We start from the raw sequence: 13759 nt of genomic DNA, 5'->3' as shown, positions 1-13759 counted from the left end.
GAGGCAGATGGGGCTCTTGAAAAACAATAAAGCGGCGTAGGAATCGATATGAACCAACAATCAGCGCGTTATGCGAGCCTGGAGCAGCGGGTGGTCTTTATTACCGGGGGCGGCAGCGGTATCGGGGCTTCGCTTACCCGCGCGTTTCATCATCAGGGTGCGCAGGTGGTGTTTGTCGACATCGACGACGCCGCCAGCGAGGCGCTGGTTGATGAACTCCGCCTTGAGACTGGCGCGGCACCGCGCTACCACCACTGCGATATCCGCGATGTGGCAAGCCTCAAGCAGGTGATCAACGAGACCGGCCAAAAGGTAGGGCCGATCCATACACTGGTAAACAATGCAGCCAACGACGATCGCCATTCCTGGCAGGAAGTCGATGTTGCCTACTGGGATGAGCGCATGTCGCTAAACCTGCGACCAATGTTCTTTGCCGCCCAGGCGGCTGCGGAGCAGATGATGCAAATCGGTGGCGGTTCGATCATTAACTTCGGCTCGGTGAGTGTGCAGATGGCGCTCGGTGGTCTGCCTCTTTACGTTACTGCCAAAGCAGCGGTTCACGGCTTGACACGCAGCCTGGCTCGGGATCTGGGGGAGCATAATATCCGCGTCAATACGCTGGTGCCAGGCGCGGTGATGACTGAAAGGCAGCTAGAGAAATGGATTGGCCCCGATGACGAAGCCGCTCTTCAAGCCCGCCAGTGCCTCAAACTACGGCTTGAACCCCAGCATATTGCGCCCACCGCGCTGTTTTTAGCCAGCGCTGAAAGCGACGCCATCACTGGTCAGGAGCTGACAGTAGATGCCGGATGGGCTTAAAGAGGTCGTCGATGGCGTCAAAAGGTCTGGCGTATGCGCCATCTCCGTTAAGAAAGGCATGGATAGTCTCTTTTGAGCGACTACCTTGTGGTTTGCTATACATCCTCGGTAGAACTATTTCGACTTGTACAGTTTTAAAGAAACATCGTACATGGATAAACGTTACTTGACTGATATTTTTACAGGTACTGGTATAAGTTTTGTAGAGTTAAGGGGTGCAGCATGCCCTTGACGAAAAGTTAAAGCCAGATAGGAGATGGTCTCATGATGAAGAAGGAATGCTTCAAAAAGTTAGGTATTCTTGGTGTATCATTCGCGTTGATGTCTAGCCCTCTTGCTTTTGCAGATATGCATGAAGAAGATGAGCCAAACACGGGAACTCAGGAACAGGCTGATCTAGATGGCAGCCAAGATTCCATGGACGCTGCTGTAGCTGAAGACCAGAATGCGACTGATATTCTTGATAATGACGAACCCAAAGTCGGTACTACGCAACAGTCTGACCTTGATGAGGAAAGCGACTCAATGAGTTCGCCAGAAGTTGATGATGGACACGATCTTGATGATCCAAATGTGGGTACTCAAGAGCAGTCTGATCTAGACGAAGATTAATCTAGACAATGGATGTAATGTCTTGATGACGTTTAATTGCTCATCCAAGACTCAAATGCCCCGCTTATGCGGGGCATTTTGCTTCATGCACTAAGCTTTAATCCTTTTGTCGGTCATGACGGCCGAGACCGTCGGGCGCATGTGCCAGCGTTAAACAGCCATCAAGCCGTTTCAGACGTGGAATCGGCCGCTATTGGCATGATGGATTATTTTACATCTTTTTGATTTTTATGTGTTATTTTTTTAACTTGAGGTTCTGGCATGTTGGCTGCAGATACCTGAGTAAGAACGGACAGGCAGGAAGGCTTGACGTTCTTATCAGAAAGTGAAGCCAAATAGGAGGCAGTATCATGATGAAAACGGAATCTCTCAAGAAGCTAGGCATCCTCGGCGTTTCTTTCGGTCTGATGGCCAGCCCGTTAGCTTTTGCAGACATGCATGAAGAGGACGAACCAAACATCGGAACGCAGGAGCAGGAAGAAGCGATCCAGGAGGAAGACAAAGGCTCAATGAACTCCTTCGATTCTGAAACGGAAGGTCAAGGCACTACCACTTATGAGGAAGAGGAAGAAGAGCAGGAAGATTGGGAAACAACGGAAGAAGACGATGCTGAAGAAGATGCCGACTGGTAATCCCTTTACGCCAGTTGTCTAACGCCTCAAATTCAATGTTTAGTTTCAAGTGCCCCGCCCCTGGTGGGGCATTTCGCGTGTGCGGTGAGTCGTTGCCCTGAGTGCACTGCCATCGAGAGCGTTGAACCTGCAAGCAAGCACTGGGTTCATAATCGATTCTAAATGCGGTATTAACTTATTGACTGAACAGGATCAGCACAGGAAATAGGGACATGCCGATGGCGATTGCCTGGAACGAAACGCCCCATCTGCCCAAAGCGGAAAGCCGCATTGAGGCGATTGACTTAGCCCGCGGTATTGCGATCGGGTTGATGATTGTCAGCCATTCCGTCAGCGGGTTGGTAGGCATCCGCAACGTGCCCGACTGGGGCATGGTGCCGATTCACTTCCTCACCAAGTTTTCCTCATCGCTGTTCATCCTGGTGTTTGGCGTTGCCCTGGCCGTGGCGTTTCTTTCCCATGTTAACCGCGAGGACTGGCCCAAACGCCGCCTCAAGCTTTGGCTGCGCGCGGTGGAGGTCTGGTTCTGGTACAAGGCGCTGTTGATCATTGAAATGCTGCCGTTCAACACGCCAAGCGAGATCGTTGATGCGCTGCTTTACGGACGCTTTGGTATCTGGGTGGAAATTCTCGGTTTCTATGCCATCGCCCTGCTCTGGGTGCCGTTGATCCTGCCGCTGTGGGCACGCGCACCGCTGTGGGGTCGCCTGGCCGTCATCGCGCTACTCACTTCCCTGGCCGCCTGGCTGCAAGGGGTTTCGTTCGGTGGCAATGAGATCCTCAAGGCACTGCTGGTGGACCATGACGATCACTATGCCTGGGGCCAGATCAGTCGGGCGCCGCTGATTCTGCTAGGACTGCTATTGGGCGAAGCGCTACTGCGCTGTTCGGGCGATCCATTGCTGAAACGTCGCCTCACGCTCATCTCGCTGGGTCTGGGGGCGCTCATGATCGCCGGGTTTTATGGCCTGGCGCTGGCCGGTGGTGACGTTTACGCTGCCATGTTGGCGGTCGCCAATAACGAGGGTAAACATCCCCCTGGCGTAGCCTTTATGCTGTTTAGCCTGGGCGGTGCACTGGTGATATTCGCGCTGGCCCTGGCGGGCGGTGACAAGGCGGCCAGGGCGCTTAAGCCGCTTACCCTGGTCGGCTCAGATGCGCTCAAGGCATTTATTTTCCATATCGTGATGATTTTTCTGGTGCTGCGCTTCCTGCTGGAAGGCAAGGGCGACTACAGCTATCCACAGGCGCTTGGTGTCGGCGGGCTGTTGATTCTTGGCGCGGCGGCGTGGATTTGGTCGACCCGCTGGATGGCCCGGCATCGTTAAATGCGAAGAAAACCGGGAGTTAATGGTTTGCAACACTGGATACAGCAAGGACTGGTGGCGGTAGCGCTGCTGTTTGCACTGCCCGTACAAACGGAAGCGTACGACGCGCATTGGTACCATGAGGTGGACAAACGCAGCGCCTGGCAAAGCGACCTCGACGCGCGAATGAGCGCGATAGAGGAACGCTTCGCCGGTGATATCGGCCTCTATGTGCAAGACCTTTACAGCGGTGAGGCCTACAGCTGGCAGGCTGATCAGCCCTGGTACCTCGCGTCGCTGATCAAGGTGCCGGTCGCGGCGGAAGTCTTGGGTGAGCGGATATCGACCAGCGAGCGGTTGACGCTTGAACAAAGTGATTTTGTCGATGGCGCAGGGCCCACCAACTGGCACGACCCTGGCACGCCCATCTCGGTGGGCTACTTGCTGGAGCAGATGATTACCGTGAGCGATAACACCGCCACGGATATGCTGATAGACCGCGTTGGTCTGGATAATGTCAACCAGCGTGCCCAGGCCATGGTGGCGGCCAACGGTGGCGACCCCGCGGCGCTTGGGCCGATCTCCAAGCTGGTGGAGGTGCGCCAGGGCGTCTACGGTGAACTCCATCCCGGGGCGCGTAAGCTGGGTGGCATGGATTTTATAAGCCTCCGTCAGTCACCCGTGAGTCAGCGCCCTCGCGCCCTGGCGCAGCGACTTGGCGTAGAGCCTCAGGCCCTCAAACAGCCTGACTACCATCATGCCTTTGACGCCTACCACGCCAGCGGCGAAAACGTCGGCACCTTGCGCGCCTTTGGCGACATACTGGCAACACTCTACCTTGGCGCCATGCCCGACCTCGAGGGCACGCCTCGCGATGAGGTGCTTGCCCTGATGGCCAATACCAGCTCCGGGGAAGAACGGTTAAAACAAGGGTTGGGTGAGGCGGTGAGCTTTGCCCACAAGACAGGGACCCAGGACCGGCGCAGCTGCGATGCCGGGGTGGTAGAGCGTGACGATATGCCCCATGCCGCCTGGGCCGTGGTTGCCTGCACCCAGGGGCCAGACGCGGTCAGTGAACACGAGCGTGCGCTGGCAGGCGTCGGATTAGCCCTGCGACACAGCGGCGCATTGGGAACACCCTGGTAGCCAGCCGTTCGTTTACTGCCCGTGCTAAACTAGCGCCCGCGCCATTCGCCATCAGCGGCCCACATCGGCCGCTTTGTCAGGAGCCTGCCTTGAACGATGCCATTATCGAAATCCGAGGTCTGAATAAAACCTACCGGGGCGGCTTTCAAGCGCTCAGCCGTGTCGATTTACAGATTCAGCGCGGTGAAATCTTTGCCCTGCTGGGGCCCAATGGGGCGGGCAAAACCACGCTGATCAGTGTGGTGTGCGGTCTGGTCAACCCCAGCGAAGGCCAGGTACTGGTGGACGGCTTCGACAACGTTGCCGACTACCGCCAGGCCCGGGAGCGCATTGGCCTGGTCCCCCAGGAGCTCACCAACGAGGCGTTTGAAACCGTCTGGAACACGGTCAGCTTCAGCCGTGGCCTGTTCGGCAAGGCGCCTAACCCGGCGCATATAGAAAGCGTGCTCAAATCGCTGGCGTTGTGGGACAAGCGCAACAACCGTCTGATCACGCTGTCCGGCGGCATGAAACGCCGCGTGCTGATCGCCAAGGCGCTGTCCCATGAGCCGCGCATCCTGTTCCTCGACGAGCCGACAGCCGGTGTCGACGTCGAGTTGCGCCGCGAAATGTGGCAGGTGGTGCGCGAGCTGCGCGATAACGGCGTGACCATCATTCTGACCACCCATTACATCGAAGAAGCCGAGGAAATGGCCGACCGCATCGGCGTGATCAACAATGGCGAAATCGTGCTGGTCGAGGACAAGCACGCCCTGATGAGCAAGCTGGGCAGCAAGCAGCTGACGCTTTACCTCAACGAGCCGCTGGAAATCCTGCCATCCGCCCTTGATCGCCCCGAACTCAGCCTGTCGGCCGAAGGCCATGAGCTGGTGTATACCTACGACGGCCACCAGGAAGAGGATGGCCACGGTATTCCCGCGCTGCTCACCGACCTTGAACGCGAAGGCATCACCTTCAAGGACCTGCACACCCGGCAAAGCTCGCTGGAAGATATTTTCGTTGATCTGGTTAAGGAGCGCGCATGAATCTCTATCCTGTTCGCGCCATCTACATGGCCGAAATGGCGCGTACCCGGCGCACCCTGCTGCAAAGTATTGTCTCGCCGGTGATTTCGACATCGCTCTACTTCGTCGTCTTTGGGGCGGCGATTGGCTCGCGCATCAGCGAGATTGATGGCATCAGCTACGGCGCCTTTATCGTGCCGGGCCTGATCATGCTGATGCTGCTGACCCAGAGCGTATCGAATGCCTCGTTCGGGATCTTCTTTCCCAAGTTTTCCGGCAGCATTTACGAGCTGCTCTCGGCACCCATCTCGTACCTGGAGATTGTCATGGGCTACGTGGGGGCGGCGGCGTCCAAATCGATTCTGTTGGGGCTGATCATTCTTGCCACCTCCGGGTTTTTTGTACCCCTGCAAGTCGCGCATCCCTTCTGGATGCTGACCTTTCTGGTGCTGACCGCGGTTACCTTCAGCCTGCTGGGCTTTATCATCGGCATCTGGGCCGAAGGCTTTGACCGGCTGCAGCTGGTGCCGCTGCTGGTGATTACCCCGCTGACCTTCCTGGGCGGCAGTTTCTATTCCATCGACATGTTGCCGCCGTTCTGGCAGGGCGTCACGCTGCTCAACCCGGTGGTGTATCTGGTCAGTGGCTTTCGCTGGAGCTTTTACGGCATCAGCGATGTCAGCCTGGCGGCCAGCGTGATAATGATCTGCCTGTTCCTGGCGGCCTGCTTGGCCACCATCGGCTGGATTTTCCGCACCGGCTACCGTCTTAAACCCTAGCCTTAAACCCTAGCAAGGGAGCATCACACGTCTTATGCCACTTCTGCACAGTATCGTTCACCGCCTGGACCCGACGCTTGACGGCGAGCGCCTGACGCTGACCGCCGCCCCGGTTGAGGCCGACAGCGCCGAGCCGGTCATGGAAAGCCTGGTCAGCGCGCTCAACGACACCTACAACACCAAGCCCAAAGGCTGGGGGCGGTTTGCTGAAGAGGGCGAGCACGCCGGGCCGTTATCGGTGTGGCTGAAAGACTACCTTGCCGGTGAGCAGCCCTTTACCGAGCTTGCCACTGCGCTTGCTGAGCGGCTCGTCAGTAAGCTTCAAGAGCAGCTGTCAGTAAGTGGTTACTTAGTGATCAGTCACCAGCGCCAGGGCGACACCGAGACGCTTTTCATGGGGCTTGCCCACCAGCGTGAGGGCATTGGCATCGATGATTCGCACCAGGCGGTGCCCGCCGCCCAGTTGAACACCCGTCAACTGACGCTGGCCGCCAGGATCAACCTCAGCCAATGGCAGAGCGATTCGCCGGATGCCCAGTATGTGTCCTTCTTGAAAGACCGCGGCGGCAAGAAGCTGGGCGAGGGGATGGCGGCGTTGCTGGGGATGGAGGAAGGCATAGACGCGCCTGCAGAGACCCGCACACTGCTCAAAGCCTTCAGCGACTACGTCGAGAAGGAGGATTTAGACGATGAGGCCAGCCGGGAAAAAACCGACACCCTGGTGGATTACGCCAACGATCAGATGAGCCGTGGGGAACCCATGACGCTCGACGAACTCTCAGCGCTGGTCGATGAAAAACAGCCCAAGGCCTTCTACGAGCATATTCGCAATGCCGATTACGGCCTGTCGCCGGAAATTCCCCCGGACAAGCGCACGATCAATCAATTCCGGCGCTTTACCGGGCGTGCGGGCGGCGTCTCGATCAGTTTTGACTCGCACCTGCTCGGCTCAAGCATTGAATACGATGCCACCCAGGACCGGCTGATCATCAAGCAGGTGCCCAAACAGTTAAAAGAGCAACTGACCAAGCAGTCGTAAGGCGCCCGCAGCGTCTTGCGGGCGGAGGAGAACCCCATGCTGGACACTATCCAAGCGTTTTTTCAGCGCACGCTTGCGCAACCCGAGCAGCGCGATAACCAGACCCTCACGCTCGAACTGGCCTCGGCCGCGTTGCTGTTTGAAATCGCCCGGGCCGACTACGATACAAGCGACGCCGAGCTAACAGCACTGCGGGAAATGCTGCTTCAGCGCTACCAACTCAGTGAAGCCGATGTTGACGAGCTGATGGCAATGGCGCGGGACGAAGTGGAAGACGCGGTCGACCACTACCAGTTTGTCAGCCTGATCAAGGATCACTACGGCTATGACCAGCGCTGCGAGCTGGTGGCCCTGATGTGGCAGCTGGCCTGGGCCGACGGCAGTGTGGATGCCCTGGAAGAACACCGTATTCGTCGCCTGGCGGATCTGCTCCACGTCAGCCACAGCGATTTTATTCGCACCAAGCTATTAACCGAAGAGCGTATTAACCAGAATGGATGATCCCCGCAAGGGCTCGACTTTAATGGATCTAATTGCGTCGTTGGAGCGCATGGAGCAGGACGCTCAGCGAGTCAGCGTTGACGATGTGGTGCATGCCGTTGGGCGGCGCTCCTTTGGTCCCCTGTTATTGGTGACGGGGCTGATCACGCTGGCACCGATCATTGGCGATATTCCCGGTATGCCCACCTTGATGGCGCTGCTGGTGCTGATGGTCTCCGTACAGCTCCTGGTCGGGCGGGAAACCTTCTGGTTGCCCGGCTGGATGCTCAAACGCTCTATTTCACGGAATAAGTTCGATAAAGGCATTTACCACCTGAAGAAGCCTGCCCGCTGGATCGATGGGCTGCTGCGGGTTCGCCTGCCGTGGTTAACCGGCTATATTGGCATCCGCGTGACCGCCGTTGTGTGCCTGATGATTGCCCTGGCCATGCCGCCTATGGAATTCATCCCCTTTTCTGCCAACGGCGCCGGGCTGGCGCTGTCCTTGCTGGGCCTCGGGTTAGTCGCGCGGGATGGGGCTGCATTGGTGCTGGGATTTACGCTGTTTGGTCTCACCTGCACACTTATTCTCGTAGGCCTGCTTTAATTTCTGCGCTAACAACAAGGAATCGACCATGACCGATACGCCACCGACGCCCCCCAAGCCGCCTGAACAGCAAGGCCGCTGGGAGCGACGAATCGAAACCGCACTATGGAATTCACGGTTTCTGGTCATGCTGGCCGTGGTACCCAGCCTGATCGGTGCGGTCATGCTGTTTGCGGTGGGCACAGTCGATATCTTCAAGGTCGTGATGCGCACGCTGCACTATTATTTTGTGGACAGCAGCGTCGATATTCATGAGGGCCTGGTGCCCGATATCATTATCGCCGTGGATATCTACCTCATTGCCATCGTGCTGATGATATTCGGGTTGGGCATTTACCGGCTTTTTGTCTCGCGTATTGATCAGGCCGAAGAGCACTCTCCCCAGCACCCCTTTAACGTCGCCTCGCTTGACCAGCTAAAGGATAAAATCGCCCGGGTCGTTGTGCTGGCGGTGATTATCGAATTCTTCCGTGCGGTGGTGGATATCCGCTTCGCCACCCCGCTGGAGGCGATCTACCTGGCGCTTTCAGTACTCGCCCTGGCCGCTGCGCTCTACCTGATGAGCCTGGGCCATAAAAAGGAATAGTCGGCTTACCCGTGCGTTAATAGATCCGCCACCATGGCATTCAGGCGTTCCTGAAACTGCCCGCCTGGCGAGGGTGGCGTTGGATCAGCGGTCATGACGATGGTTAACGCCCGCTCGGGGACCACAAACAGCGCCTGACCGCCGAAGCCGCGGCCGTAATAGACGTCTTCGCCGCCCAACTGGGTGATAAACCAGCCATAGCCGTAACCGTCGCCCGTCCAGCGCGAGGTGCCCCGCGGCGTCCACGAGCGCTCGACCCAGCCTTCCGGCAGTACACGCTGTTCGTTGCCGTTGCCATCAACGACGGCACCGCCGTTGCGATACAGCTCACCGATTGCTACCAGCGCCCGGGGCGAGAGCTGCATATCGTTACCGCCGAAGTAGATCCCCTGGGGGTCCCGCAGCCAGGGGGGAACGACAATATTCAGCGGCTCCGCCAGCAACCGTTGGGCCAATGCGTAGGTTGACTCGCCGCTTGAGTACGTCAGCGCGGCAGACAACAGATGACTGGAGCCAGTGGAATACAGCATGCGCCCGCCGGGCCGGTCGACGAACGGTCGTGTCAGTGCATCTGCCACCCAGTTGGGGCTGGCTACCCAGGCGGCGTAATTCTGACCAGACGTGCGCTCAAGCCCCGCCTGCAACGACAACAAATGGCTCACGGTGATATCAGCAACTTCCGGGGCCGCCGCATCAGGCACGCGATGGTCGAGCAGCGACACCAGCGACTGATCGGTGGATTCGACAATACCTTCCTCGATAGCAGCCCCCGTCAGCGCCGCCAGCACGGTTTTCGAGAGTGACTTGATGTTCGCGGGCGCATCAACGCCAGGGCCGCCCTGGTGGTGCTCGTGAATGATCTCGCCCTGGTGGGCTACCACAATGCTGTGCAAGCGTGAATAACCACGGGCGTTTTCGCTCAGGCTGCTGAGCGCATCGGCGCTGGGCGGTTGGGGAGACGTTGGTTGGGCATTAAGGGCGGAGGGTAAAAACGTGGCAGCGAAAAAAACGGCGGACATCAACAAGCGCATGGCGAAACCTCGGCAATCAGGTTTCTGTTTGAACCCGCTGTTATACAAGGGTTCCCGTCCTACCAGCTAAATAAGGGGTAGCCAACCGCCTGAATACGCAAAACCCGGGAAGGCCTGCTAGTCTGAACAGGCCAGCAACAGATTGCTTTTTAACCACGCAATTCGCAAGGAGTGCATTTATGAGAAATATTATCTACATCATCGGACTGGTGGTGGTCGTGCTGTTTATCCTGTCTTTTCTCGGTATCCGCTAATCAATCGCTTTTAGTTTCAGGGCTCGTTCAGGCGCAGTCCGCTGCGCCTTCCCCGAACATATCAAACATCAATTCGCGCCCCATGGGGGTTAGTACAAGCCGTCCTTGTTCGTTGCGGGTCGCTGCCTGGCTGGTTTCCAACACCTTCTGGCAGGTGGTCCAGCCAGGCGCGTTCTGGCTGAGCAACTGCAATTCTTTGTTGCTAAGGCCGCGCTGGGCCAGGGTGATGGTTTCCAGCACATGCCCGTTGTCGTAAAGCAGCTCGGCCACGACGGCCAAACACTGACGTAAGCTGCGCTGAATATGACGCTCAGTGGACATGTCGCTTTGCATTCCCTTCTCCTAAGCCGCATGGCGGCAACTGCATGGTGGGAAAGTGAGTGGGGACGTGTATTGCAGTGCATTATAAACGAAAGTCGATATTAGACCAACGTCTAGTTCATGTTTTTCCTGCCGCGCCCCGTCATCAAAGTCCAGGCGACGTGATAAGCTCGCCATAAATTCCGTCACCCGTATTGATGAGTGAGTTAACACGGCATGCATATCAGTGTTTTTGGAACCGGTTACGTAGGATTAGTCGCAGGCGCCTGTCTGGCGGATGTCGGCCATCAAGTCACCTGCATGGACGTCAACGCCGAGCGGATCGCCCAGTTGAATGCCGGTGAAGTGCCCATCTTCGAGCCGGGCCTCAGCAATATCGTGGCGCATAATGTCGACGCCGGGCGACTCATCTTCACCACCAGCGCCGAACGAGCCGTGCGCGATGGCGAGCTCATATTCATCGCCGTAGGCACCCCGCCGGATGAAGACGGTAGCGCCGATCTCCGCTACGTGCTGGATGTCGCGCGCACCATTGGTCAGCACATGGACGATTACAAGCTGGTGATCGACAAATCCACCGTGCCGGTGGGGACCGCTGAAAAGGTGCAGGCGGCAATCAGCCAAACCCTCGCCGCCCGCGGAGCCGATCTGCCCTTTGATGTATGCTCCAACCCTGAATTCATGAAAGAAGGCGCGGCGATCGAGGACTTCACTCGCGGCGCGCGGATTATTGTCGGCACTGAAAGTGAGCGGGTAAAAGAGCGCATGCACGAATGCTACGCGCCCTATAACCGTAACCACGAAAAACTGATGTTCATGAGCGTGCGCGCAGCGGAGCTGACCAAATACGCCGCCAACGCCATGCTGGCCACCAAGATCAGCTTCATGAACGAAATGGCCAATCTTGCCGAACGCCTCGATGTGGATATCGAAGACGTGCGCCGGGGAATCGGTAGCGACCCGCGCATCGGCTATCACTTTATCTACCCCGGCTGTGGCTACGGCGGATCGTGCTTCCCCAAGGATGTGCAAGCTCTGGAGCGAACCGCCCGTCAGCTCGGCTATACCCCGGCGCTGCTAAGCGCGGTAGAAACAGTCAACCTGCAGCAAAAACAGACACTGTTCACCAAGCTGCAAACATCACTGGGTAATGTGGCAGGTAAAACCATCGCCGTGTGGGGGCTCGCCTTCAAACCCAATACTGACGACATGCGTGAAGCGCCCAGCCGCACGCTGATGGAAGCGCTGTGGCAAGCGGGCGCCAAGGTGCAGGCCTTCGATCCTGAGGCCATGGCTGAATGTCGCCGGATTTATGGCGAACGCGACGACCTGCTGCTCGCCGGCGACCGCATCCAGGCAGTGAAAGGCGCAGATGCCCTGGTGATCTGCACCGAATGGAAGGCGTTCCGCAGCGTCGACCTTGAATGGCTGGCCAGCCAGTTAAACGACAAGCTGGTGGTGGATGGACGCAACCTATTTACGCCCAGCGCTGCCGAGGCGGCGGGGCTTAGGTACCTTGGCGTAGGGCGATAGCGTGCATTTACATACCTATGGTTACATTTTGGTACAGAAAAATTGGCTAGAATGTTCAAGGTTGTACTTTATAAGCCGAGTCACTAGGTAATCAGTAACGACATGAATATATTTGACGTTGGCAACACGTCAGCCCGATCAGGTTTATAAATGGGCGCTGATGAAGGCGGTTGCTCCACTCGTTTCAAAAAAGGCGGTTAGCTTATGGGTGCTATTTCTTCTCTCGGTATAGGGTCAGGGTTAGACCTGAACGGCTTGCTCGATCAGCTTCAAGACGCTGAACGCGAAAAGCTCGTCCCGATTGAGCAACAGGTAGAAACCGAGCAAACCAAGATCTCAGCCTATGGCCAGCTTGAGAGTGCGCTTTCGACCTTTCAAGACTCGGCCAGTGCCCTGGCAGACGGTTCTCTCTTCGAGAGCCTATCGACCAACGTGAGCGGCGAAGCCGTCAGCGCCGCCGCCGATGAAACCGCCATGCCCGGTAGCTACAACATCACCGTGGATACCTTGGCCACACGCGGTACACTGGCCTCTGAGGGAGTGGACGACGCGGAAGCGGCACTAACCACGGTTGACCAGGATATGACGTTCGCCTTTGGCGACGGCAGTGAAACGACGACGGTTGCCATCGCCGCTGACAGTTCGCTGGAAGATATCCGTGATGCCATTAACGCGGATGAAACCGCGGGTGTTAACGCCACTATCATCAACGATGGTACCCAAGACCGCTTGGCGCTCAGCTCACGTGAAACCGGCGCGGATGCGTCCATCAGCGATTTCACATTTAGCGATGCCGCTCCGTTCGCCGCTGATACAGCGAATACATTGCAGGATGGCACCGACGCAGCTTTAAACGTCAACGGTATCGCCATTACCAGCCCCACCAATCAGGTCGAGGGCGCGATTCAAGGCGTTACGCTGAACCTGCAAAGCGAGGGGGATAGCACCGTTGCGGTAGAGCAGGACACCCGCGCCGTGCGTGAAGCAATCACGTCGTTTGTGGATTCGTTCAACGCACTGAAAGAGTCAACAGGCGAGCTGACCAGCTTTAACCAGGAGACCGGCGAGGCCGGGCCGCTCAATGGCGACAGCACAGTTCGCACTGTCGAGTCTCGCATGCGTAGCGTGCTCAGTGGCGGTATCGCCCAAGAGGGCGACGGCTTCTCGATGCTCAGCCAGGTAGGTATTTCGCTTGAGGTTGACGGTACGCTCTCGTTGGATAACGACAAGCTAAATGACGTCGTCGCCAACGACCAGCAAGCTCTATCTGAATTCTTCGCGGGCAGTGGCGATAACCCTGGCCTGGCAGGTCAAGTGAATACCGCCGTGGAGCAAATGTTGAGCTCGAGCGGTACGGTATCAGGCGCGATCAGCGGCAGTGAAAACCGGATTGAATCACTGGGCGACCGCTACACCAGCATGGAGCAGTCCATCGGTCAAACCATCGACCGCTACCGTACCCAATTTGGCCAGTTGGACGGCATGATCGCCGAGATGAATCAGACCAGTAGCTACCTAACCGAGCAGTTTGATTCACTGGATGCTCAGTTGGGCCGCTAGCACTCCGTTAATTCAGTCGGTTACATTTAAAAGCCTGCCTAGCGCAGGC

Annotated in this window: 15 protein-coding genes; 13 read left to right on the top strand and 2 right to left on the bottom strand. The window is 57.4% G+C overall.

The genetic code is table 11. The features are described 5' to 3' along the window. Positions 1 to 48: 48 nt before the first annotated feature. The 11 genes from BMX75_RS00335 to BMX75_RS00285 all read left to right on the top strand — a co-directional run bounded on the left by BMX75_RS00335 (position 49) and on the right by BMX75_RS00285 (position 9011). Complete coding sequence (locus tag BMX75_RS00335) at positions 49 to 819, top strand: SDR family NAD(P)-dependent oxidoreductase (RefSeq protein ID WP_092824209.1); 771 nt, start codon at positions 49 to 51, stop codon at positions 817 to 819. A gap of 264 nt (positions 820 to 1083) precedes the next feature. After that, a complete protein-coding gene (locus BMX75_RS00330; RefSeq protein ID WP_092824205.1) occupies positions 1084 to 1431 on the top strand; it encodes a hypothetical protein in 348 nt (115 codons plus the stop codon). 350 nt (positions 1432 to 1781) lie between these two features. Continuing rightward, complete coding sequence (locus BMX75_RS00325) at positions 1782 to 2063, top strand: hypothetical protein (RefSeq protein WP_092824202.1); 282 nt, start codon at positions 1782 to 1784, stop codon at positions 2061 to 2063. Positions 2064 to 2275: 212 nt separating this feature from the next. After that, positions 2276 to 3391 carry an acyltransferase family protein gene (locus tag BMX75_RS00320; protein WP_092824199.1) on the top strand — a complete coding sequence of 372 codons (1116 nt, stop codon included), beginning with the start codon at positions 2276 to 2278 and terminating at the stop codon, positions 3389 to 3391. A 27-nt stretch (positions 3392 to 3418) separates the two neighbouring features. After that, positions 3419 to 4516 carry a serine hydrolase gene (locus tag BMX75_RS00315; protein WP_245748307.1) on the top strand — a complete coding sequence of 366 codons (1098 nt, stop codon included), beginning with the start codon at positions 3419 to 3421 and terminating at the stop codon, positions 4514 to 4516. An 89-nt stretch (positions 4517 to 4605) separates the two neighbouring features. Beyond that, complete coding sequence (locus tag BMX75_RS00310) at positions 4606 to 5541, top strand: ABC transporter ATP-binding protein (RefSeq protein ID WP_092824194.1); 936 nt, start codon at positions 4606 to 4608, stop codon at positions 5539 to 5541. Next, on the top strand, positions 5538 to 6299 hold the full coding sequence (locus BMX75_RS00305) for an ABC transporter permease (RefSeq protein WP_092824191.1): 762 nt from the start codon (positions 5538 to 5540) through the stop codon (positions 6297 to 6299). The genes BMX75_RS00310 and BMX75_RS00305 overlap by 4 nt, the downstream gene beginning before the upstream one ends. Before the next feature lie 34 nt (positions 6300 to 6333). Continuing rightward, positions 6334 to 7338: a nucleoid-associated protein gene (locus BMX75_RS00300; RefSeq protein WP_092824189.1), complete on the top strand. Its 1005-nt coding sequence runs from the start codon at positions 6334 to 6336 to the stop codon at positions 7336 to 7338. 36 nt (positions 7339 to 7374) lie between these two features. Further along, positions 7375 to 7839, top strand: a complete 465-nt coding sequence (locus BMX75_RS00295; RefSeq protein ID WP_092824186.1) for a tellurite resistance TerB family protein — start codon at positions 7375 to 7377, stop codon at positions 7837 to 7839. A 22-nt stretch (positions 7840 to 7861) separates the two neighbouring features. Beyond that, complete coding sequence (locus BMX75_RS00290) at positions 7862 to 8425, top strand: exopolysaccharide biosynthesis protein (protein WP_245748306.1); 564 nt, start codon at positions 7862 to 7864, stop codon at positions 8423 to 8425. Positions 8426 to 8453: 28 nt separating this feature from the next. Next, on the top strand, positions 8454 to 9011 hold the full coding sequence (locus BMX75_RS00285) for a YqhA family protein (protein WP_092824180.1): 558 nt from the start codon (positions 8454 to 8456) through the stop codon (positions 9009 to 9011). 5 nt (positions 9012 to 9016) lie between these two features. Here the strand turns inward: BMX75_RS00285 and BMX75_RS00280 are convergent, their stop codons facing one another. Together BMX75_RS00280 and BMX75_RS00275 are read right to left on the bottom strand one after the other, a co-directional pair. Continuing rightward, positions 9017 to 10030 carry a serine hydrolase domain-containing protein gene (locus tag BMX75_RS00280; RefSeq protein ID WP_245748305.1) on the bottom strand — a complete coding sequence of 338 codons (1014 nt, stop codon included), beginning with the start codon at positions 10028 to 10030 and terminating at the stop codon, positions 9017 to 9019. Positions 10031 to 10323: 293 nt separating this feature from the next. Beyond that, positions 10324 to 10629: a hypothetical protein gene (locus BMX75_RS00275; protein WP_092824173.1), complete on the bottom strand. Its 306-nt coding sequence runs from the start codon at positions 10627 to 10629 to the stop codon at positions 10324 to 10326. Between the two features lie 204 nt (positions 10630 to 10833). Between BMX75_RS00275 and BMX75_RS00270 the strand changes: the two genes are divergently transcribed. Together BMX75_RS00270 and fliD are read left to right on the top strand one after the other, a co-directional pair. Next, positions 10834 to 12150 (top strand): UDP-glucose dehydrogenase family protein, encoded by a 1317-nt coding sequence (locus BMX75_RS00270; RefSeq protein ID WP_092824171.1) that lies wholly within the window; start codon positions 10834 to 10836, stop codon positions 12148 to 12150. A 204-nt stretch (positions 12151 to 12354) separates the two neighbouring features. Then, the gene (gene fliD, locus BMX75_RS00265; RefSeq protein ID WP_092824168.1) at positions 12355 to 13710 is read left to right on the top strand and encodes a flagellar filament capping protein FliD; all 1356 of its coding nucleotides are present in this window, start codon (positions 12355 to 12357) and stop codon (positions 13708 to 13710) included. Positions 13711 to 13759: the final 49 nt, after the last annotated feature.

Source organism: Vreelandella subterranea (assembly GCF_900111305.1).
In the GTDB taxonomy this organism is placed as follows: domain Bacteria; phylum Pseudomonadota; class Gammaproteobacteria; order Pseudomonadales; family Halomonadaceae; genus Vreelandella; species Vreelandella subterranea.
Note: the sequence above shows the minus strand (reverse complement) of the source record. Positions and strands in the feature narration are given on the sequence as shown.